23 protein-coding genes are annotated in these 22,039 nt (G+C 52.3%); 17 read left to right on the top strand and 6 right to left on the bottom strand.

The window, feature by feature from the left end; genetic code table 11:
* Positions 1-3 precede the first annotated feature (3 nt).
* The 6 genes from aroA to METH11B_RS0104530 all read left to right on the top strand — a co-directional run bounded on the left by aroA (position 4) and on the right by METH11B_RS0104530 (position 5,971).
* Entirely contained in the window at positions 4-1,320 is a 1,317-nt protein-coding gene (gene aroA, locus METH11B_RS0104550) for a 3-phosphoshikimate 1-carboxyvinyltransferase (RefSeq protein WP_026601003.1), read from the top strand.
* Between the two features lies 1 nt (position 1,321).
* Positions 1,322-1,978, top strand: a complete 657-nt coding sequence (gene cmk, locus METH11B_RS0104545) for a (d)CMP kinase (protein ID WP_026601002.1) — start codon at positions 1,322-1,324, stop codon at positions 1,976-1,978.
* Positions 1,979-2,073: 95 nt separating this feature from the next.
* Positions 2,074-3,735: a 30S ribosomal protein S1 gene (rpsA, locus tag METH11B_RS0104540; RefSeq protein ID WP_020481456.1), complete on the top strand. Its 1,662-nt coding sequence runs from the start codon at positions 2,074-2,076 to the stop codon at positions 3,733-3,735.
* Between the two features lie 66 nt (positions 3,736-3,801).
* Complete coding sequence (locus METH11B_RS28345; protein WP_033193988.1) at positions 3,802-4,107, top strand: integration host factor subunit beta; 306 nt, start codon at positions 3,802-3,804, stop codon at positions 4,105-4,107.
* 172 nt (positions 4,108-4,279) lie between these two features.
* Positions 4,280-5,239, top strand: coding sequence for an acetylxylan esterase (locus tag METH11B_RS0104535; RefSeq protein ID WP_026601001.1), 960 nt, complete (start codon positions 4,280-4,282; stop codon positions 5,237-5,239).
* A gap of 3 nt (positions 5,240-5,242) precedes the next feature.
* Positions 5,243-5,971, top strand: coding sequence for an esterase family protein (locus METH11B_RS0104530; protein ID WP_020481453.1), 729 nt, complete (start codon positions 5,243-5,245; stop codon positions 5,969-5,971).
* Between the two features lie 32 nt (positions 5,972-6,003).
* On the opposite strand, the gene ftsH is transcribed toward METH11B_RS0104530, so the two are convergent.
* The 3 genes from ftsH to purE form a co-directional block, all read right to left on the bottom strand.
* Positions 6,004-7,848, bottom strand: coding sequence for an ATP-dependent zinc metalloprotease FtsH (ftsH, locus tag METH11B_RS0104525; protein WP_051067697.1), 1,845 nt, complete (start codon positions 7,846-7,848; stop codon positions 6,004-6,006).
* A 72-nt stretch (positions 7,849-7,920) separates the two neighbouring features.
* The gene (locus METH11B_RS0104520; RefSeq protein WP_026601000.1) at positions 7,921-9,015 is read right to left on the bottom strand and encodes a 5-(carboxyamino)imidazole ribonucleotide synthase; all 1,095 of its coding nucleotides are present in this window, start codon (positions 9,013-9,015) and stop codon (positions 7,921-7,923) included.
* Complete coding sequence (gene purE / locus METH11B_RS0104515; protein WP_026600999.1) at positions 9,012-9,509, bottom strand: 5-(carboxyamino)imidazole ribonucleotide mutase; 498 nt, start codon at positions 9,507-9,509, stop codon at positions 9,012-9,014. Before purE ends, METH11B_RS0104520 begins: the two co-directional genes overlap by 4 nt.
* Positions 9,510-9,655: 146 nt before the next feature.
* On the opposite strand from purE, the gene ccmA reads away from it, so the two are divergent.
* Genes ccmA through hemN form a run of 10 tightly spaced genes read left to right on the top strand, consistent with a single transcriptional unit; the run spans position 9,656 to position 17,815 of the window.
* Positions 9,656-10,288, top strand: coding sequence for a cytochrome c biogenesis heme-transporting ATPase CcmA (ccmA, locus tag METH11B_RS0104510; RefSeq protein ID WP_026600998.1), 633 nt, complete (start codon positions 9,656-9,658; stop codon positions 10,286-10,288).
* Positions 10,279-10,953 (top strand): heme exporter protein CcmB, encoded by a 675-nt coding sequence (gene ccmB / locus METH11B_RS0104505; protein WP_026600997.1) that lies wholly within the window; start codon positions 10,279-10,281, stop codon positions 10,951-10,953. The genes ccmA and ccmB overlap by 10 nt, the downstream gene beginning before the upstream one ends.
* Positions 10,953-11,714, top strand: coding sequence for a heme ABC transporter permease (locus METH11B_RS0104500; protein WP_026600996.1), 762 nt, complete (start codon positions 10,953-10,955; stop codon positions 11,712-11,714). Before ccmB ends, METH11B_RS0104500 begins: the two co-directional genes overlap by 1 nt.
* Positions 11,711-11,878: a heme exporter protein CcmD gene (ccmD, locus tag METH11B_RS0104495; protein ID WP_026600995.1), complete on the top strand. Its 168-nt coding sequence runs from the start codon at positions 11,711-11,713 to the stop codon at positions 11,876-11,878. Before METH11B_RS0104500 ends, ccmD begins: the two co-directional genes overlap by 4 nt.
* On the top strand, positions 11,875-12,309 hold the full coding sequence (gene ccmE, locus METH11B_RS0104490; RefSeq protein WP_026600994.1) for a cytochrome c maturation protein CcmE: 435 nt from the start codon (positions 11,875-11,877) through the stop codon (positions 12,307-12,309). The genes ccmD and ccmE overlap by 4 nt, the downstream gene beginning before the upstream one ends.
* Positions 12,306-14,249 (top strand): heme lyase CcmF/NrfE family subunit, encoded by a 1,944-nt coding sequence (locus METH11B_RS0104485; protein ID WP_026600993.1) that lies wholly within the window; start codon positions 12,306-12,308, stop codon positions 14,247-14,249. The genes ccmE and METH11B_RS0104485 overlap by 4 nt, the downstream gene beginning before the upstream one ends.
* Positions 14,249-14,779, top strand: coding sequence for a DsbE family thiol:disulfide interchange protein (locus METH11B_RS0104480; RefSeq protein WP_026600992.1), 531 nt, complete (start codon positions 14,249-14,251; stop codon positions 14,777-14,779). Before METH11B_RS0104485 ends, METH11B_RS0104480 begins: the two co-directional genes overlap by 1 nt.
* Entirely contained in the window at positions 14,776-15,231 is a 456-nt protein-coding gene (locus tag METH11B_RS0104475) for a cytochrome c-type biogenesis protein (protein ID WP_026600991.1), read from the top strand. Before METH11B_RS0104480 ends, METH11B_RS0104475 begins: the two co-directional genes overlap by 4 nt.
* Positions 15,228-16,436 carry a c-type cytochrome biogenesis protein CcmI gene (ccmI, locus tag METH11B_RS0104470; RefSeq protein ID WP_026600990.1) on the top strand — a complete coding sequence of 403 codons (1,209 nt, stop codon included), beginning with the start codon at positions 15,228-15,230 and terminating at the stop codon, positions 16,434-16,436. Before METH11B_RS0104475 ends, ccmI begins: the two co-directional genes overlap by 4 nt.
* The gene (hemN, locus tag METH11B_RS0104465; RefSeq protein WP_026600989.1) at positions 16,436-17,815 is read left to right on the top strand and encodes an oxygen-independent coproporphyrinogen III oxidase; all 1,380 of its coding nucleotides are present in this window, start codon (positions 16,436-16,438) and stop codon (positions 17,813-17,815) included. Before ccmI ends, hemN begins: the two co-directional genes overlap by 1 nt.
* Positions 17,816-18,104: 289 nt before the next feature.
* Here the strand turns inward: hemN and ald are convergent, their stop codons facing one another.
* Entirely contained in the window at positions 18,105-19,220 is a 1,116-nt protein-coding gene (gene ald, locus METH11B_RS0104460; protein ID WP_026600988.1) for an alanine dehydrogenase, read from the bottom strand.
* A 263-nt stretch (positions 19,221-19,483) separates the two neighbouring features.
* Between ald and METH11B_RS0104455 the strand changes: the two genes are divergently transcribed.
* Positions 19,484-21,145 (top strand): ATP-binding protein, encoded by a 1,662-nt coding sequence (locus METH11B_RS0104455; RefSeq protein ID WP_026600987.1) that lies wholly within the window; start codon positions 19,484-19,486, stop codon positions 21,143-21,145.
* A 17-nt stretch (positions 21,146-21,162) separates the two neighbouring features.
* On the opposite strand, the gene METH11B_RS0104450 is transcribed toward METH11B_RS0104455, so the two are convergent.
* Positions 21,163-21,651, bottom strand: coding sequence for a GNAT family N-acetyltransferase (locus METH11B_RS0104450; protein ID WP_026600986.1), 489 nt, complete (start codon positions 21,649-21,651; stop codon positions 21,163-21,165).
* Between the two features lie 52 nt (positions 21,652-21,703).
* Positions 21,704-22,039, bottom strand: coding sequence for a DUF6916 family protein (locus METH11B_RS0104445; RefSeq protein WP_026600985.1), 336 nt, complete (start codon positions 22,037-22,039; stop codon positions 21,704-21,706).

Here is a 22,039-nt window from a genome sequence, read left to right as displayed (position 1 = left end):
AACATGTCACAAACCATTACTTTTCAAGTGCAGCCGGGCGGTAGTTTGCGCGGCGAAATCCGTGTGCCTGGCGATAAATCCATGTCGCACCGTTCCATCATGCTGGGCTCGTTGGCGGAAGGCGTCACGCATGTCACCGGTTTTTTAAACGCGGAAGATGCAATTTCTACCTTGGAAGCGTTCCGGGCCATGGGCGTAAAAATCGAAGGGCCGGTTAATGGGGAAGTGACAATTCATGGCGTTGGCAAGCACGGCTTAAAAGCGCCGCAAGCGCCTTTGTATTTGGGTAATTCGGGTACCTCCATGCGATTGCTGAGTGGTTTGTTGGCTGGTCAGCCTTTCGATACGGTGTTGACTGGCGACAAGTCGCTGGAATCGCGGCCGATGAAACGGGTGACCGCGCCGTTGGCATTGATGGGGGCCGAGATTATTACCCAGGAAAACGGCACCGCGCCGCTGCATATCAAAGGTAAAGCCGGCAAATTACAAGGCATTCATTACGATATGCCGATTGCCAGCGCCCAGGTCAAATCCTGTTTGTTGCTTGCCGGCATGTATGCCGAAGGCGAAACCAGCGTCACCGAACCTGCACCAACCCGCGATCACACCGAGCGCATGTTGAACGGTTTCGGCTACCCGGTCACGCGCGAAGGCAGTACCGCGCGCATCACTAACCAAGGCAAGTTAACTGCGGCGCGTATTGATGTGCCCAGCGATATTTCCTCGGCGGCGTTTTTTCTGGTCGGCGCCAGTATAGCGCCTGATTCCGATGTGACCTTGCGTCACGTCGGTATTAATCCAACCCGTACCGGCATCATTGATATTTTGAGGTTGATGGGCGCCAACATTGAAGTGTTGAACGAAAGAGAAGTGGGTGGCGAACCGGTTGCCGATCTCAGGGTGCGTTCCAGCCAATTGAAAGGTATCAATATTCCAGAGCATTTGGTGCCGCTGGCGATCGATGAGTTTCCGGTATTGTTTGTGGCCGCTGCTTGCGCCGAAGGCCAAACTGTATTGACTGGTGCGGAGGAGTTGCGGGTTAAGGAATCAGACCGCATTCAAGTCATGGCGGATGGTTTACAGATTCTCGGTGTCGATGCGCAACCAACCAAAGACGGTATGGTAATCAATGGCGGCGGCCACATAGGCACTGGCGAAGTCGAATCTCATGGTGACCACCGAATTGCGATGTCGTTTTCGATTGCCGGCTTGCGTGCTTCCGGACCGATCACAATCAAGGATTGTGCGAATGTGAATACTTCGTTTCCGGAGTTCCGCGACTTGGCGACCAAACTAGGTTTGGCTCTGACGAGCTTTTAGCATGCAAGTACCGGTATTGACTATAGACGGCCCCAGCGGTGCCGGCAAAGGTACGGTTAGCCGTGCCGTTGCAAAACTTTTGGGGTGGAATTATCTGGATAGTGGCTCGATTTACCGCTCGTTGGCTGTAGCAGTCTTAAAATCCAGTGTCGAGTTATCGGACGTAACCGCTATTTGCCGAGTCGCTGAAGCTATGTCGTTAGAATTCGATTGTGGCGAACAGTTGATCGTTAAGCTTGATGGCGCCGATATTACTAGCCAACTTGGCTCCGAAACCACCGGTAATACTGCGTCCATCATTGCCGCGTACCCTGAGGTGAGGGCGGTGTTATTGCAAAAACAAAAGGATTTTCAAAGGCTTCCGGGCTTGGTTGCAGACGGCCGAGATATGGGCAGCGTTGTCTTTAAGGATGCCAAAATCAAGGTTTATTTAACCGCGAGCGCCGAGGAAAGGGCGCTTAGACGATATAAACAGTTGATTGAAAAGGGGATTGATGCTAACCTTCCCCAAATCACTCGGGAAATAGAAGAACGCGATTGTCGCGATCAGCAGCGAGCTACTGCTCCGCTCACCGTGCCGGAAGGCGCGCATTATATCGATTCATCCAGTTTGACTATTCAGCAAGTGATTGAGCAGGTAGTAAATTTAGTCAATTGAGGCTATTGGTGGTTATCGAATTCTTATCGGTGACTTTATTTTAATTCAGAGAAGAGAAAGCTTGCTTGAGTCTTAGCAAGTTTGGGAAAGAAGAGATGGGCGAAAGCTTTGCAGAGTTGTTTGAAGAGAGTTATGCCAAGACCGAAATGCGTCCTGGCGCAATGCTAATTGGTACCGTTGTTGATATCGAAAACGAATTTGTTATCGTCAGCACACAAGCCAAATCAGAAGGGGTCATTCCTAAATGGCAATTTCTGAATGCCGATGGCGACCTAGAGGTCAACGTAGGCGACGAAATTGAGGTTGCTCTCGATTTATTCGAAGATGGCCTGGGCGCCACTCTTCTTTCCCGTGATAAAGCCAAGAAAAGCAAAGCTTGGGCGGAACTGGAAAAAGCCTTTGAAACCCAAGAAACCATCGTCGGCCGTATCAACGGCAAAGTGCGTGGCGGTTTCACCGTTGCAGTCGGTGCATTACGCGCCTTCTTGCCAGGCTCTCTGGTTGACGTGCGTCCTATCCGCGATACCGCTTTCCTGGAAAATCGCGACCTGGAATTTAAAGTCATCAAAATCGATCAAAAACGCAACAACGTCGTGTTGTCACGTCGTGCGGTGGTCGAAAGCGAATACAGCGCAGAGCGCGAAGAATTGGTTAAAACGCTGCAAGACGGCGCGATTGTTACCGGTATCGTTAAAAACCTCACTGATTACGGTGCGTTTATCGACCTGGGCGGCGTTGACGGTCTGCTGCACATTACCGACATGGCATGGCGCCGCGTACGTCACCCATCCGAGTGCGTAGAAATCGGTCAGGAAGTTAAAGTTAAGGTCCTGAAATTCGATAAAGACAAAACTCGCGTATCGTTGGGCATGAAACAAATGGATGAAGATCCATGGCAAAACATTGCTCGTCGTTACCCAGCCGGCACTCGCGTGTTCGGTAAAGTTAACAACCTGACAGACTACGGTTGCTTCGTGGAAATCGAAGAAGGTGTTGAAGGCTTGGTGCACGTATCCGAAATGGACTGGACCAACAAAAACGTCAACCCATCCAAAGTTGTGCAATTGGGTGATGAAGTTGAAGTTATGGTTCTGGAAATCGACGAAGAACGTCGTCGTATTTCACTGGGCATGAAACAATGCCGTTCGAATCCATGGGACGAATTTGCCGCTACACATAACAAAGGCGACAAAATCTCCGGCAAAATCAAATCGATTACCGATTTCGGTATCTTCATCGGCCTGGACGGCGGTATTGACGGTTTGGTTCATATGTCCGACATTTCCTGGAACGAGAACGACGAAGAAGCCATCCGCAATTACAAAAAAGGCGATGAAGTCGAGACTGTGATTCTGGCTGTGGATTCCGAGCGCGAGCGTATTTCGCTGGGTATCAAACAGCTAGAGCAAGACCCTTTCCAAAACTATATTGCCGTGCATGAAAAAGGCAGCTTAGTCAAAGGCGTAATCAAAGAAATCGATGCTAAAGGTGCGATTGTGACTTTGGCAGATAACGTCGAAGGCTACTTGCGCGCTTCTGAAATTCAACGTGACCGCGTCGAAGATGCGCGTACCCTGTTGAAAGAGGGCGAAGAAATCGAAGCCAAATTTGTCGGTGTTGACAAAAAGACTAAATCTATTTCTTTGTCTATCAAAGCGAAAGATGTCGAAGAAGAGTCTAATGCCATTAAAGATTACTCGTCTCAAAATGCTGGCACAGCCACATTAGGCGATATCTTTAAACAAATGGACAAGTAGTAAAACCATCTCCAAGGGTGACATGACTGGGTCATGTCACCCTTTTTTGATTATTCAGGGCTGGATGTGACAAAATCAGAATTGATAGAGATGCTGGCACGAAAGCAGCCTCATCTCGCGCTTAAAGATGTTGAATTGGCAGTCAGATGCGTTGTTGACCACTTGAGCGATACTCTAGCAAGTGGCGATAGGATAGAAATTAGAGGTTTTGGCAGTTTTTCATTACACCATCGTTCAGCACGATTAGGACGTAATCCCAAAACCGGCGATTCAGTGTCCTTAACAGAAAAGCATGTGCCGCATTTTAAACCCGGAAAGGAATTGCGGGATATGGTTGATGCTTCCAGAGAAAAATTCAAAATCGTCGATTGACGGCGAATGCTGAATTCAAAATCCAACACAACCCACACAATATGTGAATGGTGCTTAACTTTAGATGATTTTCGAGTGGCGGCATTCGTCGCCACTTTATTGTCGTTGTCCCATTGCGAATTAGCCTTGCATACAACGGACCTAAGCAAAATTTGACCAGACAGATTTGCCAGTGAGCTTATTCGATCATTATTACAGCTATGATCCTGGCTATGGCTACGGTCTCGACGATTTGTTAAGCGTTCCGGCGCCGCAAGAGCCTGCCGATTTCAGTCGATTTTGGCGGGATAAATATCAAAAAGCCCTAACGGTCTCTCCGCAATTTTCTCTTAATTACCAATGCCAGCGCGGGGGCTACCGGGTCTATGACATAAGCTATCGGTCTACCGATGATTTTCATATTGCCGGCTGGCTGCTTGAGCCGGATGCGCAACCCATTACTCGGAGCATAGTGGTCGGCCATGGTTATGGCGGCAGAGAGCAACCCGATTTTCATCTCAACATACCGGGGGCAGCCTTACTTTTTCCTTGCTTTCGCGGCATATCTCGCAGCCGCTGCGAGCGCTTGCCGGAACAGCCGAATCAACATGTCGTGCAAGATATCGATGATCCTAATCATTACGTGATCGGCGGATGTGTAGAAGATCTCTGGCTGGCTGTAACCGTTCTGGCCGAACGTTATCCGGCAATCGCGGATAAGATCGGCTATATGGGCATTAGCTTTGGTGGCGGAATCGGAGCATTGGCCGCGCCATGGGACGCCAGAATCAAGAGAGTGCACTTAAATGTGCCCACCTTTGGCAACCAACCCTTGCGTTTAAGTTTGCCTACCAGCGGCAGTGCCGCGGCTTTGAAAGCCTATAGTCAATTTCACCATAATGTGTTTGACACATTAGCCTATTATGATGCCGCAGTTTCGGCGCGTTATGCATTGCAGCCCTTGCATGCCGCAGTCGCATTATTCGACCCGGTCGTAGCGCCACCCGGACAATTTGCGATTTACAATGCATGGGCCGCGGACAAACATTTGTTTATATTGGATGCGGGGCATTTTGATTATCCGCGCCAACATGATCAGGAGCGGCAGCTGATTGCGGAGCTGCAAAGTTTTTTCGGGGAATCGTCGCTTTAGATTATGAATCGCGAATATCACCACTGGTACAGCCCGCGCCTGGGTCGCGACATGGAGTTCCTGGTTTTCGGTCACGCAGGGGCCAAAGTACTGATTTTTCCGACTCGCGACGGCCGTTTTTACGAGTACGAGAACCTCGGCATCGTCGAACGGTTACGCAATAAAATTGAAGCGGGACACATACAACTGTACTGTGTTGACAGTATTGATCATGAAACTTTTTACTGTTTTTGGCGGCGGCCGAAAGACCGTATTCAGCGGCACATGTTTTTCGAAGACTACATATTGAACGAAATCATGCCGTTCATGGCCTTGAAGAATCCGCACCCCTGCGTCATTGCTCACGGCTGTAGTTTGGGCGGTTATCATGCGGCTAATATTGCTTTCCGCCATCCACATTTGTTTAAAAAATTAGTAGCCTTCTCCGGTCGATTCGATTTGACGCTGGAAGTGGAGTGTTTCAAAAACCTGTTCGACGGCTACTACGACGATCATGTTTATTTCCACACGCCAACGCACTTTCTACCAAACCTGAACTGCGAAGCGCAATTAAAGTATTTGCAGCAAATGGAAATTACTTTGGTGATCGGTAAGGAAGATCCGTTTTTGCAGAACAATCATGAGTTAAGTCACATATTAGCAGCCAAGGGTATTCCCCACGCCTTGTATGAATGGGAAGGTCGCGCGCATCAGGGTCACTACTGGCGCAGAATGGCCCCGCTGTATATCTGACAGAAACCAGTTCTGCTCGGGAAAAAAGCGTACTACTGCGCTGGTGTGTTCCCAGCGTCCAGTGATTGTTTTACATCAGGCGCTGGCGGAGCGATAGTTCGCCCTTGCATCAATTCATCTATCTGATGTTTGTCCAATGTTTCCCAGTCTAGTAAGGCTTGCGCCATATTGTGCAGAATATCGATATTTTCCTTCAGCAGGGTTTCGGCTCTAAGATAATTATTGTCGACAATTAACCTGATCTCCCGATCAATCAAGCGCGCCATGTGTTCCGACATGGGTTTGGCTTGCGGTCCCAAGTAGCTGCCTTCGTTATCGCCGTAGTCCAACGGCCCCAGGTTATCGGATAACCCCCATTTGGTAACCATGTTGCGGGCTAATTGAGTGGCGCGTTGGATGTCGTTGCTCGCCCCGGTGGTGACTTTATTCTTACCGTAAACCAGCGCTTCCGCGGCTCGGCCGCCGAACAAGCTGGAGATTTGCCCTTCCAATTTGTCCTTGCTGGCGCTGTATTCATCGCGCTCCGGCAAAAACATCGTGATGCCCAACGCACCGCCGCGAGGCATGATGCTGACTTTGTAAACCGGATCGTGCTCCGGTACCAAACGTCCGACAATGGCATGTCCGGCTTCGTGGTAGGCGGTCATCAACAGGTCTTCGCGGCTCATGATCATCGTCCGCTTTTCCGCGCCCATTATGGTTTTGTCGCGGGCTTTATCCAGGTCGTTCATCGTGATTTCCCGCTGATTATTGCGGGCGGCGAATAAGGCGCCTTCGTTGATCAGATTGGCCAGTTCGGCACCGGAAAATCCCGGCGTGCCGCGCGCCAGATCATTCAAATTGACGTCATCGGCTAAGGGTACCCGGCTGGAATGTACCCTGAGAATTTGCTCGCGGCCTTTAATGTCCGGCAGGCTGACTTGCACTTGCCGGTCGAACCGTCCGGGGCGCAGCAAGGCTTTATCCAATACATCGATGCGGTTGGTGGCGGCGATGACGATGATGCCTTCGTTGCCGCTAAAGCCGTCCATCTCCACCAGCAATTGATTCAGGGTTTGTTCGCGCTCTTCCGTGCCGCCCATATTGCCGGGGCTGCGTTGCCGGCCGACCGCATCGATTTCGTCGATAAAAATGATGCATGGCGCGTGTTTTTTGGCTTGCACGAATAAATCGCGCACTCTGGATGCGCCAACCCCGACAAACATTTCCACGAAGTCAGAACCCGAGATAGAGAAAAAAGGTACACCGGCTTCCCCGGCAATCGCCCGCGCCAGCAGTGTTTTACCGGTGCCGGGAGGGCCGACCATCAGCACGCCTCTGGGGATTTTACCGCCCAAGGCTTCGTATTTGCCCGGCGCTTTCAGAAAATCGACCAGTTCCGCGACGTCCTGCTTGGCTTCCTCGACGCCGGCAACGTCGTTAAAACGAACCTTTACCTGATTCTCCGTCATCAACTTAGCTCGGCTTTTACCGAAATTGTTTTGTGCGCCGGCACCCAGCAGTTGCTTACGCATGAAATAAATCAATACCCCAATCAGCAAAAAGGTCGGCGCCCAGGAGTAAAACACCTGCATGAATGTCGATTGGGTTAAAGGTCTTTGTACGACGATCTTTACACCGTTCTGCAATAGATCGTCTATCACCGTCACATCGCCGGGGCTATATGCGGTAAAACGCGTGCCGTTATGCCTCAGGCCATCAATGGCTCGGCCGTCGATCACCACTTCGGCTACCATTTTGCCGCGCACATCCTGGATGAAGTCGGAATAAGGAATATCGCCTTGCGATTTATAGGTGGCAGGGGCAGGATTAAAAATTACAAATGCTGCGATGGCGATGCCGGCCAATATGAACAACAAGAACAAAATTTTTTTCATGGTTGTGGCCTCTATGTTTTGCGGAGCGATTTTGGTTTGCATGCCAAAACCGCCCAGATTCAAGCTAAGAGATCATGATTCGTCGACAGCCAGCGCCAGATCGGCCAAATGCTGCAACGCTTCCCGGTAGGCGGTTTCAGAATCGGTTCTGATCGTGGCATGCGCCACTTTTCGGCCCTTGCGCGGGGTTTTATCGTACAGATGCAAATGCGCGTTGGGAATGTTTAGCAGTTGCGCGTCGTCGGCTAGGCCGCCGATAAAATTCACCATGCCGGCGTAACCGCGTGGCTTTGTCGAGCCTAACGGTAAATTCAGAATCGCCCGCAAGTGATTTTCGAATTGACTGGTTTCCGAGCCTTCTATCGTCCAGTGGCCGGAATTATGCACGCGCGGCGCGAATTCGTTGGCCAATAACTCACCATTCAGGTCAAATAATTCCAGCGCAATCACGCCAACATAATCCAGTTTTTCCAGCAATAAACTGACGTAGTTTTCGGCAATCGCTTGTTCGGGATCGTTAGTGCAACATTCGGCAACGCGCAAAATGCCGCCGCGATGTTGATTTTCAGACAAAGGGTAGTAGGCAATTTCGCCGGATGGACTGCGGGCGGCGATAATCGACACCTCGCGCTGAAACGGCACAAAGCCTTCGACGATGGAGGCGGCGCCCTGCATGCTGTACCAGGCTGATTCCAATTCCTCTGCCGATTTTATAACCACTTGGCCTTTGCCGTCATAGCCCATGCGCCGGCTTTTCAAAATAGCCGGATAGCCGATGTATGGCATGGCTTTTTGTAAATCGATCAGGCTATCGATAGCCGCGAACGGTGCGGTGCGAATGCCTAAGTCTTTAAAGAAATTCTTTTCCAGAAGGCGGTCTTGTGCAACGGCCAACGCGCCAGCAGGCGGATAAACTTTGGTGTGGCTGGATAGAAACTCGGCGACATGCGCAGGCACGTTTTCGAATTCGTAAGTGACGATGTCAGCTTTCTCGGCCAGTTCCGCCAATAAGTTCGGGTCGTCGTAAGCGCCTAACAGATGTTCGCTTAAACCGGCAGCACCGGCATTGGGATCGGGATCGAGGACGATGAATTTTAAGCCCAGCGGATAACCGGCCAACGCAATCATTCTGGCGAGCTGGCCGCCACCTAAAATGCCAATTTTCATCCGGTCACCAGTCTTGGGTCGGGGGTGGCGATTACGCTGTCGGTTTGTTGTTGACGATAAGTGTCGAGAGCAGGGCGGTATTGCGGATGTTTATTGCTGATAATCGCGGCTGCCAGCAATGCGGCGTTGATGGCGCCGGCCTTGCCGATGGCCAATGTGCCCACCGGAATGCCGGCCGGCATTTGCACGATGGATAATAAAGAATCCATGCCGTTCAAGGCTTTGGACTGTACCGGTACGCCCAAAACTGGCAATGCGGTCTTGGCGGCTGTCATGCCCGGCAAATGCGCGGCACCGCCGGCGCCAGCGATGATCACTTCCAAACCTTTGCCTTCCGCGCTCTCCGCATACCGAAACAACTTGTCGGGGGTGCGATGGGCCGAAACCACTTCGACTTCATGCGGAATATCAAGGTGTTCTAGGGTTTGCGCTGCATGTTGCATGGTTTCCCAATCCGAGGTGGAACCCATGATGATGCCTATCAATGCGGTCATGCAAAATCTCCGGTATCTGCGATAAATCAAAACGGGCCCGATTATCGCATAAATGGGGAGATTTTCTCTGTAGGCAAATTGCGAACTATGCCGGGCTTAATGATAAGATAGCGCCCCTCGTAACGTGTCGGCCTAAGGACGGATGAATGGAAAACTCGCAACACGCTTCGCTGCAAGCCAGTGAGTTATCGTGTTTTCGCGATGAGCGCTTGTTGTTTTCCGATTTGAGTTTTGAATTGCATCCTGGTGAAGTGTTGTTACTGGAAGGTGCCAACGGCAGTGGTAAGACCTCGCTGTTGCGGATTCTGTGCGGATTTAGAGAAGCCGATGCCGGCGAGATTTATTGGTACGGTAGCAAAATTTCAGATAGTAATTATTACAACGACATGGCTTATGTCGGTCATGCCGACGGCACTAAAAAGGAATTGACCGTGTTGGAAAACCTGAAGTTTGCGTTGGCGTTAGGTAGCGTCGGCAAATACAGTATTGATCAGGCCTTGGACAAAGTACAACTCGCGGGATTCGACGATAACCCCGTGCATACCTTGTCGGCTGGCCAAAAGCGTCGCTTATCGTTGGCGCGCTTGTTGATTACGCATAACTTGCTGTGGATACTTGACGAACCGTTCACCTCGCTGGATAGGCAAGGTATTAAATTGATAGAGTCGCTGATGGCCGAGCATATTGCCCAAGGCGGCATGGCGGTGTTGACCTCTCATCACGATCTGAGTATGGCCAATCTAAATTTGAAGCGCATTCATCTGCAAGCATGCCAATAATTGGGGCATTTTGGGCGATCATTCGCCGGGATTTGTTATTGGCGTTTCGACGCCGCGCGGAAATGGCTAATCCGCTATTTTTTTTCGTGTTGGTGGTGACCTTATTTCCGCTAGCAGTGGGAGCACAGCCCAATCTGCTGCGCACAATGGCGCCGGGTGTGATTTGGGTTTCCGCGTTATTGGCGGCTTTGTTATCCTTAGACGGTTTGTTCCGCAGCGATTTTGACGATGGCTCGCTGGAGCAAATGCTGCTTAGCCCGCATGCTTTATCAATATTGGTGTTGGGCAAAATTATCGCCCATTGGCTGGTCACCGGCCTGCCTTTGTTGTTGGTGGCGCCATTGCTGGCGGTGTTTTTGGGCTTACCCGAGCAAGCCATGGGAACTTTATGGCTGACGCTGATCTTAGCTACGCCGCTCCTGAGCCTAATCGGCGCCATCGGTGTGGCGTTGACAGTGGGTTTGCGCCGGGGCGGCATGTTGCTTTCCTTGTTGGTGTTACCGCTGTATGTGCCGGTGTTGATCTTCGCCAGCGGTGCTGTCGATAGGGCCGCCAGTGGTTTGCCGGTCGACGCCCAACTGAATATTTTATTGGCTATGTTGCTGTCGGCACTGGTGTTAGTGCCGTTGCCAACCGCCGCCGCGTTAAAAATGAGTGTTAATTGATGTCTTGGATCCCTGCGCCGGTTAGCCGGTTTTTTCATCGTACTTCCTCGCCACCGTATTTTTATGCGTTGGCGGATCGTTTCATCCCTTGGCTGACGGTTATTTTTATAGTGCTGCTCGGTGCTGGTCTTTATGGTGGCCTATATCTTGCCCCTACCGATTATCAGCAGGGAGATAGTTACAGGATTATTTATATCCATGTGCCGGCGGCCTGGATGTCCTTGTTTATTTACGTGCTGATGGCGGTAATGGGCGGGATCGCTTTGATCTGGCGCATGAAACTGGCAGAGGTGATGCTGATCAGTAGTGCGCCGATTGGCGCCGGCTTTACCTTTGTGGCCTTGGTGACCGGTTCCTTGTGGGGCAAACCGATGTGGGGTACTTGGTGGGTGTGGGATGCGCGCTTAACCTCAGAATTGATCCTGTTGTTTTTGTATCTGGGTGTGATCAGTTTGTACGGCGCCATTGAAGAAAAGCGGGCGGCGGCGCGAGCGGTCTCGATTCTGGCACTGGTGGGGGTGGTGAACATCCCGATTATCCATTACTCGGTGCAATGGTGGAACACGCTACATCAAGGCCCGACGGTCAGCAAAATGGATAAACCTTCCATACACGTCAGCATGCTTGTTCCCCTGTTGCTGATGGCGGTGGCTTTCAAATTCTATTATCTGATTGCGGTATTACAGGCCGCCAAACTGGAATTACTGAAGCGCGAAACTAGCTCGCAATGGGTGAAGGCGCTGTTGGAGAAACAAGCATGAGCTGGGAAAGCTTTTTATACATGGGCGGTTACGCCGTCTACGTTTGGCCTGCCTACGGCGTGACCGCACTGGTATTGATCGTCAATATCGTGTTGCCGGTTCTGCAACGCAAGCAATTGCTGCGTGAGCTCACAATCAAACAAAAACGGTCACAGGCGCGATGAAACCGATACGAAAACAACGCCTGTTTCTGATCATCCTGATGCTGGCGGGCCTAGGCTTGGCGGCAACTTTTGCGTTAAAAGCCTTCAACGAAAATCTGATGTATTTTTTCTCCACCAGTGACGTGGCTGCAGGCAAAGCACCGAGTAATGCGGTGTTTCGCTTAGGAGGCATGGTGGTTAAAGGCAGCGTGGAACGGCCCAATGCGGATTTATTAGTGCGCTTTAAACTCAGCGATTTTGAAAAGGAAGTGACGGTGGAATATTCAGGTATCTTGCCGGATTTGTTCAGGGAAGGGCAGGGCATTGTCGCTAAGGGTGCTTTGGACGGCCGCGGCGTGTTTGTCGCGGAGGAAGTGTTGGCCAAACACGATGAAAATTACATGCCGCCGGAAGTCGCCGGCAGCCTGAAAAAACCGGCGGCGCAGCCATGATCCCTGAAATCGGCCACTTCGCATTAATTTTGGCCTTATGCATGGCAAGTGTACAAGGCGTGTTACCAATTTTCGGAGCCGCCAAATCGGTTACCGGCTGGGTGCATATCGCCAGGCCGGCGGCATTCGGGCAATTGCTGTTCATCGGTATCGCCTACGCGTGTTTGACGGCCAGTTTCATCAGTCATGATTTTTCCGTGGCTTATGTTGCACAAAACTCCAATACCGCACTGCCGCTGATTTATCTTATTTCCGGGGTATGGGGCGCGCATGAAGGTTCTTTATTACTTTGGGCTTTGACTTTATCGATTTGGACTGCGCTGGTCGCTGCCTTTAGCCAACACATTCCCGACGCCACCCGGGCGCGGGTGCTGGGGGTGATGGGTTTGGTCAGTATCGGCTTTATCCTGTTTTTATTGCTGACTTCAAATCCCTTCGAGCGCTTGTTCCCTTACCCAGCCGAAGGCCGGGATTTGAATCCGTTGCTGCAAGACCCAGGCTTGGCCATTCATCCGCCGATGCTATACATGGGCTATGTCGGCTTTTCTGTGGCCTTCGCGTTTTCGATAGCCGCCTTACTGGAAGGGCGATTAGACGCAGCCTGGGCCCGCTGGTCCCGGCCCTGGACCAATATCGCCTGGATGTTTTTAACGGTGGGTATCACCCTGGGCAGTTGGTGGGCTTATTACGAACTCGGTTGGGGCGGTTGGTGGTTTTGGGACCCTGTAGAAAACGCGTCCTTCATGCCCTGGCTGGTTGGAACGGCTTTAATTCACTCGCTGGCAGCTACCGAAAAACGCGGGGTGTTTAAAACTTGGACCGTGTTGTTGGCGATTTTCGCGTTTTCTTTGAGCTTGCTGGGAACCTTCCTGGTCCGCTCCGGGGTGTTGACCTCGGTACACGCCTTTGCCAGCGATCCAGCACGTGGCTTGTTTATCTTGATCTTCCTGGCCTTGGTGGTCGGTGGTTCACTGCTGTTGTACGCGATTCGTGCACCGCAAGTAAAAAGCCACGCCCGCTTTGAATTAGTCTCCAAGGAATCGGTATTGCTGGTCAACAATGTACTGCTGGTCGTCACCGCCGCCAGCATCTTGCTGGGGACCTTGTATCCGCTGGTGGTCGATGCCTTGGGCTTGGGCAAATTGTCGGTTGGCCCGCCGTATTTCAACGCCGTATTTATTCCGCTGATGGCGCCATTGGCCTTGGTGGTTGGTCTTGGCGTGTTGATGCGCTGGAAAAGCGACGACCTGAAAGCACTGGGCTTACGGGTACGTTGGCTGATAGCCGCTTGCGTGGCCCTGGCCTTATTGACGCCATTACTGATGCCGTTTTATTCCTGGGGAGCCGCCTTGGGTACTGGCTTGGCGTTATGGACGCTGGCGATTACCGGCCTGGCTTTCAAACAACGCCTGCAAAGCTGGTCCTGGCAACGCTTGCAACAAATTCCTGCCGGTTTTTACGGTATGACCGTGGCGCATTTGGGTATCGCCGTATTTGTGATCGGGATTACCTACACCTCGGTCTATAGCATCGAACGCGATGTGCGCTTGGCACCGGAAGAAACCCTGGATCTATTCGGTTATGTGTTTCAATTTCATGGCGTAAAAAGCACTGAAGGTCCTAACTATCGGGCCGAGCAAGCCTATCTGACTGTCAGCCATAACGGCGAAACCGTCGCCGAATTATCACCGCAAAAGCGGGTGTATCGGGTGCAAACCATGCCAATGACCGAAGCGGCCATCGATGCCGGCGTATTCCGCGATTTATTCGTAGCCTTGGGTGAGCCTTTGGATAAACAAGGCGCCTGGAGCTTGCGGGTTTACTACAAAGCCTTCATCCGCTGGATCTGGATGGGCGGGGTATTCATGGCCTTGGGTGGTCTGATTGCCGCCTGCGACCGCCGCTATCGTTTGCTTAACAAACCTCTTACGCAAAGTTAATGAAGTATCTGTTACCGCTATTCTTGTTCATCGCCTTGGCGGTTTTTTTGGCGATCGGCTTAAACCTTAACCCGCGCGAAATCCCTTCGCCGCTGATCGACAAACCGGCGCCCGCCTTCAATTTGCCGATTCTGGCGACGCCTGAGCAACGCCTTAGCCAAGCTGATCTTAAAGGCAAAGTCTGGCTGTTGAATGTCTGGGCCTCCTGGTGCGTATCGTGCCGCGAAGAACATCCCTTATTGATCGAGCTGGCCAAACAAAATAAGGCGCTGCTGGTGGGTTTGAATTACAAGGACGAAATACAGGCCGCGAATGGCTGGCTGAGTAAACACGGCAACCCTTATAACGTCAGCGTGATGGATGCAGATGGTCGCACCGGCATCGACTACGGCGTTTACGGTGTACCGGAAACCTTTGTCATCGATAAACGCGGTGTTGTCCGGTACAAGCATACCGGGCCGGTGCAACCGGGCGATCTGGAAAAAATCTTTCTGCCCTGGATTCAACAATTGGAGGCGGAAAGCGCATGAAATTTCTCTATGCCCTGATGTTATCGCTGCTGGTGTATCAAGCTCGCGCCGACATTGAATACCGCGATTTCAAACAACCCGAACAAGAACAGGCGTATCAAACCCTGATTTCCGAACTGCGCTGCCTGGTTTGTCAAAATCAAACCATTGCCGACTCCAATGCCGATCTGGCCAAGGACTTGCGCCGCCAAGTTTATGAAATGCTGCAACAAGGCAAATCCCGCCAAGACATCGTCGATTTCATGACCGACCGCTACGGCGATTTCGTGATGTACAAACCGGCTTTATCACTCAAAACCCTGCTGCTTTGGCTAGGCCCCGTGCTGTTCTTAGTGATCGGTTTGGCGACAGTGTGGGTATTGCGCAGCAAGCCCACTGGCACTGAGGAAGCGTTAAGTAAAGAACAGCAGGCCAAGCTCGATAGCATTCTGGACAAAGGTGACGACGCGTGAATCTTGAGTTTTGGCTAATCATAGCCGTTTTAGTGGCGCTGGCCTTACTGGTGTTGTTACCGCCCCTGTTTAAGCTGACGCCGCTACGCACCGCCGACGGCGAGCAACGCAATACCAGCATAGCCCGCCAACAACTCGCCGAGCTTAAATTGCAATTGCAAAACGGGGTATTGTCGCAAGATCAATATGATGGGCAATATCGCGAACTACAGTTAACTCTGCTGGACGACCTTGAAGGGCCGGCGGTCGTCGCGGCAAACCCTAAAACCGGGCGCTGGGTAGTGCCGCTCATCGCGCTTGGCTTGCCGCTCATGAGCCTGTTTTTATACGGCATGTTGGGTGAACCGCAGGCATTAGCTAAAGAAGAGTTGGTGCGTAGCAATCAAAAAACCGCGGACAATGTGGCAAACATGGTCAACCAGTTACTAGAGCGGCTTAAAAAGCAGCCGGATGATCTGGAAGGCTGGATGATGCTGGGTCGCTCATACATTTACATGCAGCAATACCAAAACGCCGCCGATGTCTTCGCCGAGTTGAACAAACGCAAGCCCAACGATCCTGCTGTGATGTTGCACTACGCCGACGCTTTGGCGATGGCGCGTAACGGGCAAATGGCCGGCGAACCCGCCGAATTGGTTTTTCAGGCCTTGAAGTTGCTGCCGGAAGATCACACCGCCCTATGGCTAGCCGGGATGGCTAAAGCCGAAGCCGGGGATTTCGCGCAAGCGATAGGCTATTGGCAGAAACTCTCCGGTTTGCTGCCTGCTGATAACGAAAGCCAGCAACAATTGCAGAAAATGATCCAAATGGCAGAGGCCGAACAGCAAAAGCCGCAGGGCGCCGCATCATCGGCCGGGTCAGTTGATATTCAGGTGAAAGTAGTGATGGACGATGCTTTAAAAACCAAAGTGGAGCCTCAACACACTGTCTTTATCTACGCGCAAGCCATTAGCGGTCCAAAAATGCCATTGGCGATCATCCGTAAACAGGTATCCGATCTGCCGGCCAGTGTGGTGCTGAACGACAGCGTGGCGATGCAACCGCAAACCCATCTGGCCGATTTAAAGCAACTGCGCATCGTCGCCCGGATTTCCAAAACCGGTAATGCGATGTCACAGCCCGGCGATTTGCTGGGTACGGCGCAACTGGATGCGGTAGAAGGTAATCCCAGCGTCAGCATTACCATCAATCAAGAAGTGCAGTAATGGATCAATCAATCAAATTCGACTTGGACTTAATCAAACGCTACGACAAGTCCGGTCCGCGCTATACCTCGTATCCCACTGCATTGGAATTGCACGAAGGCTTCGGCGAAGTCGAATATTTACAGCATATTCAAAAATCCAATGCCGCCGGCGGGCCGCTGTCGTTGTATTTTCATATTCCGTTCTGCGATACGGTGTGTTTTTACTGCGCCTGCAACAAGATCGTCACCAAAAATCGCGCGCACGCTGTGCCGTATTTGGAAAACCTGTGCCAGGAAATTGCCATGCAGGGCAAACTGTTCGATAACAGCCGCCCGGTCAATCAATTGCACTGGGGCGGCGGCACGCCGACGTTTTTAAGCTACGAGCAAATGAAACAGTTGATGGATACCACCCGTCAGCACTTTAACTTACGCGACGATGACAGCGGCGAATATTCCATCGAAGTCGATCCGCGCGAAACCAATGATTTAACCATCGCCCAATTGCGCGAGCTGGGTTTTAACCGCATTAGTTTAGGTCTACAGGATTTCGATCCGGATGTGCAAAAAGCCGTGAACCGCCTGCAAAGCCAGGAGCAAACCTTCGCGGTGTTGGAAGCGGCACGTAAGGAAGGCTTTCGTTCCACCAATATCGATTTAATCTACGGCTTGCCGCTGCAAACCGAACAAACCTTTGCCAACACGCTGGAGCAGGTGCTGGCTTATGCGCCGGATCGCTTTTCGATCTTTAACTACGCGCACATGCCCAGTCGCTTCAAAACCCAGCGGCAGATCAACGACAACGATTTGCCGACAGCGGCGGTGAAGCTGGAAATCCTGCAAATGGTCGGCCAGAAACTGACCGATGCCGGTTACGTTTACATCGGCATGGATCATTTCGCCAAACCCGATGACGAACTGGCCGTGGCGCAGCGCGAAGGCAAGCTATATCGCAACTTCCAAGGCTATTCCACCCATTCCGACTGCGATTTAGTGGGCTTGGGTGTGACCTCCATCGGCCGGGTCGGCGATGCCTACATGCAGAACTACAAGGAACTGGACGAATACGACGCGGCGATCTCGCAGGGTAAACTACCGGTGTTTCGCGGGGTGGATTTAGATGAAGACGACAAACTACGTCGGGCCGTAATTACCCAGTTGATTTGCCATTTCGAGCTCAGCTTCGGCAAAATCGAAACCGAGTTTAAAATCGATTTTGCCGAGTATTTTGCGCCCGAGCTGGAAAACCTGCGGCTGATGAAAGATGACGGCTTGCTGGAACTAAACGCCAATAGCATCAAAGTGTCTTCGGCAGGCCGCTTGCTGATCCGCAATATCTGCATGGTGTTTGACAAATACCTGGCGCAGAAACAGCAGCAGTTCTCTAAAGTGATCTGAGTTTAAGGCTCCGAGTTGGTTTCGATTTGATCACCCGATAAAGAGCGGTAAGTCTTCCCAACACAGGTTAATTTTAGTTTGTGGGATTTAAGCAAATACTGTCATGCCCGCCTAGCCGCGGGCATTCAGTCAAACGTCGGCCCCATTCATACTGCCTCGATCTCGGCAATCCCTGCCGGAATCATGATCACCTTTTAGAATCTGACAAAGTGGAGTCCAGCAGAAACGCGGAAGCCCTGGCTTTACCGGGGGTGTTTACTAGGTATTCCGGCCGGACTGGGTGATTGGTTCAGCTCAGGAACTGATCCGGCGGCAGACAATTAAATCCAAAGGCATCGGCAATCCCTTGGCAAGTAACATTACCGGCCACGATGTTTAGCCCTTTTAGCAAAGCGGAATTCTCGCGTAGCGCCTGTTGCCAGCCCTTGTTGGCGAGTTGCAGGGCATAGGGCAGGGTGGCGTTGGTTAAGGCCAGTGTCGAGGTGCGCGGTACCGCGCCGGGCATATTGGCCACTGCATAATGCACGACGTTGTCGATTATATAAATCGGATCGGCGTGGGTAGTGGGATGGGTGGTTTCCACGCAACCGCCTTGGTCCACCGCCACATCGACGATCACCGCGCCGGGTTGCATCAATTTTAAATCTTCAGCGCGAATCAATTTGGGCGCGGCTGCACCGGTGACCAATACGCCGCCGATGACCAGGTCTGCTGTGCGAATTTGTTCCAGGATGGCATGACGGCTGGAAAACAATAGCTGTACATTGGCCGGCAAAATGTCGCTAAGTTGGCGCAGACGCTCCAGCGACAAATCCATTACCGTGACTTGCGCGCCCAAACCCGCCGCCATTTTTGCCGCCTGCGTGCCGACTACCCCGCCGCCCAAAATCAAGACCTTGGCCGGCAATACCCCCGGAACGCCGCCGAGTAACATGCCGCGGCCGCCATAGAGCTTTTCCAGATAATGCGCGCCTTCCTGCACCGCCAGCCGGCCGGCCACTTCCGACATCGGCGTCAGCAAGGGTAATTCGCCGGACGGCAATTGCACTGTTTCATAAGCAATACAAGTGGCGCCGGAAGCCAGATGCGCCTCGGTCAACGGGCGGTTGGCGGCAAAGTGAAAATAGGTAAATAGCGTTTGTCCGGGACGAATCCGCGACCATTCCGGTTCTATCGGCTCCTTGACCTTGACGATCATCTCCGCTGAGGCCCAGACTGGCTCGGGCCCGTCCACCAGCTGCGCGCCGGCGGCCTGGTATAGCGAGTCTTCAAAGCCGGCACCAACGCCGGCGCCGCTTTCCATGGTGACGCTATGGCCGGCGCTCACCAACGCAGCAACGCCGGACGGTACCACCGATACCCGGTTTTCGTTAGGTTTGATTTCCTTGGGTATGCCGATTTTCATATTCACCTCTTGTGCAATATTAAATGATGCCGGTTTGATGACAGCAATAATCAGACCGTAAGGCTTTGTCAGTCAAAAGTGCCAAATGTTCAACGACTTACTATTATGGGCGTGGCGCCATGTTGTCGCGTTTGTAGCGATTTGTTTGCCATTTTGGCGCAAAACCGCTGCTCTGTCCCTGGCGAATGAATAGACTGTTGTGGTCGGGACGGACCTTAAAAATCGTCTAAGCTTAGCCCAGCGGCTTTACCAGAGAGAACATCATGACGCAGCAAACGCAAAATATCCTGATCGGCCATTTAACCGAAGTCAGAGGCGACGGAATGGACGCCCGTATTACTGAAGAACATTCGACAGCGGCGCCCATCATCAAGCTCGGCGATGAAGAAATACTGGCCGGCCATATCGGTTCCTATGTGGTGATCCGCCAGTCGCATATCGGCGTGCTGGCGCTGGTGTTCAAGATGTGGGAACGCGATCGGTTTGACGCTGCCGGCAATCGCGCTACCGACCGCTTTATTGCCTTGATCCCGGTCGGCGAGTTGAACGAAAACAATGTGTTTATTCGCGGCGTCCGCCATTATCCGACGCCGGGTGCGGCGGTGTATGCTGTTGGGCTGAGCGAGATCAACGCTATTTTTTCTAAATTTCGCGATTACGAATTTTTTATTGGGCAGTTAGCCAGTCATAAGGATTATCACTTGAGCCTGGACCCGCGCGCGCTGTTTGGTCGGCATTTTGCAATTATCGGCCAGTCCGGTTCCGGTAAATCCTGGACCGTCACCAGCTTGATCCAGCACACGATGCGAGCGATGCCGAAAACCCACATGATCATGCTGGATCTGCACGGCGAATATTGCTGGAAGCGCCCGGACGGCACTATCGAATCGGCGTTTCCCGAAGAACAAGTCAATTACGTGGATGCAATGGACCTGGAAATGCCGTATTGGATGATGTCTTATGCCGAGTTGGTGGACTTGTTCATCGATAGAGACGACAGAGGTGCTTCGATGCAAATGTCTTTCATGCGCGAAGTACTGCAACAATTAAAGCGCAAGGAAGCCAAAGCCATTGGCCTGGGGGTGGTTTCGATAGATACGCCGATTTATTTTTCGCTGGCGGAAATGTATATGCAATTCAAGGCCGCTAACGAGGAGCGCAAGGATTTCGGTAAAACCAAGGGTGCTTTGTTCGGCCAGTTTGACGAATTTCTGGTGACCATGCAGAGCCGTTTCAATGACGTGCGTTACGACTTTTTATTGAAACCCAAAAAGCGCAACAACTCGGCCAGCATGGCGGACTTACTCAGACAATTCGTGGGTCTGGGGCAAAAAAAAGCCAACATCACCGTCGTCGATCTCAGCTCCGTACCCACCGATGTCCGGCCAGCGGTGTCCGCACAAGTCGGCCGACTGGCGTATGAATTCAATTATTGGAACCCGCGTCGCCGCGAGTTTCCGATTACGTTAATCTGTGAGGAAGCCCATGCCTATATCCCGCGCGAAAAAGGCGGGCAGTTCGACGGTACCAAGAAAATGATGGAAAGAATCGCCAAGGAGGGCCGTAAATACGGGGTGTCCATCGGCGTGGTCAGCCAGCGGCCCACCGAATTGTCTGAAACCATGTTGGCGCAATGCAGCTCGTTTATTTGCCTGCGCACCACTAACCCGGACGACCAGCAATACATTCGCGGTCTGGTGCCGGAGGCGGAAGGTGATTTGGCCGATATTCTCAGCTCCCTCGGCCGGGGGGAAGCGCTGGTGCTCGGCGAGGCCGCGCCGCTACCGACGCGAGTACAAATCTACCGGCCCAACCCGGAACCCAAAAGTAACGATGTCGATTACTACACCAGCTGGCGCGAAGGCCCGGATGACTTGGATGTGGAAGGCATCGTCGAGAATTGGCGCACGCAGAATCGGCATTGAGCGCTGACGGTTTATGTCTATTCCGGATACCAAATCAGCAAGGCGTGGCTGTCGGTTGTCCGGGCCACGGTAAAGTCCAGTGTCGCGTAAAACCTTAGCGCGCGTGGATTGTTCAACGCCGCGACCAAGGTCAGCGGCGCTCGGGTTTGCGCGGCGGCTAGCTGTAGGGCACGGATCACCTGTCCGCCGTGACCGCGATTCCGCGCCGCTGGCAGCAAGGCCAAGTCGATCACTCTGATTTCGTTTTGTCCGAAATCGACGGCTACTCGGCCGACGGCATCGCGTTGAAGTTCGATAATGAAATACATCGCGTTCGGAAATTGCTGGCCGTAACCTTCGCGCTGGGCGCGAAACTGCATTTCAATCAATTCCTCGACGAAAGCATGCTCAGCCTCGAGCATGCGCAAATCGTCCCGTAACGTGCGGTACAGCCCCGCCAAAAACGCCGCGTCGGTATCGCGTTGCGGCCGTAAGTTTAAGCCGGCCGGCAGTGGTGCTATCGCCATTATCGCCTCCTAGTGGGTTTAGGCTGGCCGGCTGCCGCTCGCGGCAGCCGTATCAGTTGAAAACCGCCTGAAACAGGCTAGCCGGCTGTGGACCGGTATTTAAAACGCGAGTGAGATAAATGCCGGATACCTCGAGCGCGCCCCCAATTCGTAGAGTGAACACACCGTCCAGATATGGGCAATCGGCGTCGCCTTTCAGCAATAGCGCGAACGGCGTGCGACGCGAATCGGCGGTCGGCTGGCGGGCCGCCGGTTTTTCGTCCACCCGTTCCAAGACCGTGGCGATCGTGATCGTCCCGTTTTCTAATAGACAGGGTTGGCCCAAAAATGGCGAAAAATTCCGGCTATGCAAATCGCCTATCATTGGCGCGTCGAGTGTGGTTTTCAT

The sequence above is a fragment of the Methylomonas sp. 11b genome (assembly GCF_000515215.1).
Classification (GTDB): Bacteria; Pseudomonadota; Gammaproteobacteria; order Methylococcales; family Methylomonadaceae; genus Methylomonas.
This window is presented reverse-complemented; position numbering and strand designations above follow the sequence as displayed.

What these genes read in the sequence shown, in the direction of transcription:
- hemN (WP_026600989.1), top strand. Translation starts at nt 16,436, where the DNA reads ATGGATCAATCAATCAAATTCGACTTGGACTTAATCAAACGCTACGAC.
- cmk (WP_026601002.1), top strand. Translation starts at nt 1,322, where the DNA reads ATGCAAGTACCGGTATTGACTATAGACGGCCCCAGCGGTGCCGGCAAA.
- ccmA (WP_026600998.1), top strand. Translation starts at nt 9,656, where the DNA reads ATGGAAAACTCGCAACACGCTTCGCTGCAAGCCAGTGAGTTATCGTGT.
- METH11B_RS0104480 (WP_026600992.1), top strand. Translation starts at nt 14,249, where the DNA reads ATGAAGTATCTGTTACCGCTATTCTTGTTCATCGCCTTGGCGGTTTTT.
- ccmE (WP_026600994.1), top strand. Translation starts at nt 11,875, where the DNA reads ATGAAACCGATACGAAAACAACGCCTGTTTCTGATCATCCTGATGCTG.
- ccmB (WP_026600997.1), top strand. Translation starts at nt 10,279, where the DNA reads ATGCCAATAATTGGGGCATTTTGGGCGATCATTCGCCGGGATTTGTTA.
- METH11B_RS0104450 (WP_026600986.1), bottom strand. Translation starts at nt 21,651, where the DNA reads ATGGCGATAGCACCACTGCCGGCCGGCTTAAACTTACGGCCGCAACGC.
- METH11B_RS0104475 (WP_026600991.1), top strand. Translation starts at nt 14,776, where the DNA reads ATGAAATTTCTCTATGCCCTGATGTTATCGCTGCTGGTGTATCAAGCT.
- METH11B_RS0104530 (WP_020481453.1), top strand. Translation starts at nt 5,243, where the DNA reads ATGAATCGCGAATATCACCACTGGTACAGCCCGCGCCTGGGTCGCGAC.
- aroA (WP_026601003.1), top strand. Translation starts at nt 4, where the DNA reads ATGTCACAAACCATTACTTTTCAAGTGCAGCCGGGCGGTAGTTTGCGC.
- ftsH (WP_051067697.1), bottom strand. Translation starts at nt 7,848, where the DNA reads ATGAAAAAAATTTTGTTCTTGTTGTTCATATTGGCCGGCATCGCCATC.
- rpsA (WP_020481456.1), top strand. Translation starts at nt 2,074, where the DNA reads ATGGGCGAAAGCTTTGCAGAGTTGTTTGAAGAGAGTTATGCCAAGACC.
- METH11B_RS0104485 (WP_026600993.1), top strand. Translation starts at nt 12,306, where the DNA reads ATGATCCCTGAAATCGGCCACTTCGCATTAATTTTGGCCTTATGCATG.
- purE (WP_026600999.1), bottom strand. Translation starts at nt 9,509, where the DNA reads ATGACCGCATTGATAGGCATCATCATGGGTTCCACCTCGGATTGGGAA.
- METH11B_RS0104445 (WP_026600985.1), bottom strand. Translation starts at nt 22,039, where the DNA reads ATGAAAACCACACTCGACGCGCCAATGATAGGCGATTTGCATAGCCGG.
- ccmD (WP_026600995.1), top strand. Translation starts at nt 11,711, where the DNA reads ATGAGCTGGGAAAGCTTTTTATACATGGGCGGTTACGCCGTCTACGTT.
- METH11B_RS0104520 (WP_026601000.1), bottom strand. Translation starts at nt 9,015, where the DNA reads ATGAAAATTGGCATTTTAGGTGGCGGCCAGCTCGCCAGAATGATTGCG.
- METH11B_RS0104455 (WP_026600987.1), top strand. Translation starts at nt 19,484, where the DNA reads ATGACGCAGCAAACGCAAAATATCCTGATCGGCCATTTAACCGAAGTC.
- ald (WP_026600988.1), bottom strand. Translation starts at nt 19,220, where the DNA reads ATGAAAATCGGCATACCCAAGGAAATCAAACCTAACGAAAACCGGGTA.
- METH11B_RS0104500 (WP_026600996.1), top strand. Translation starts at nt 10,953, where the DNA reads ATGTCTTGGATCCCTGCGCCGGTTAGCCGGTTTTTTCATCGTACTTCC.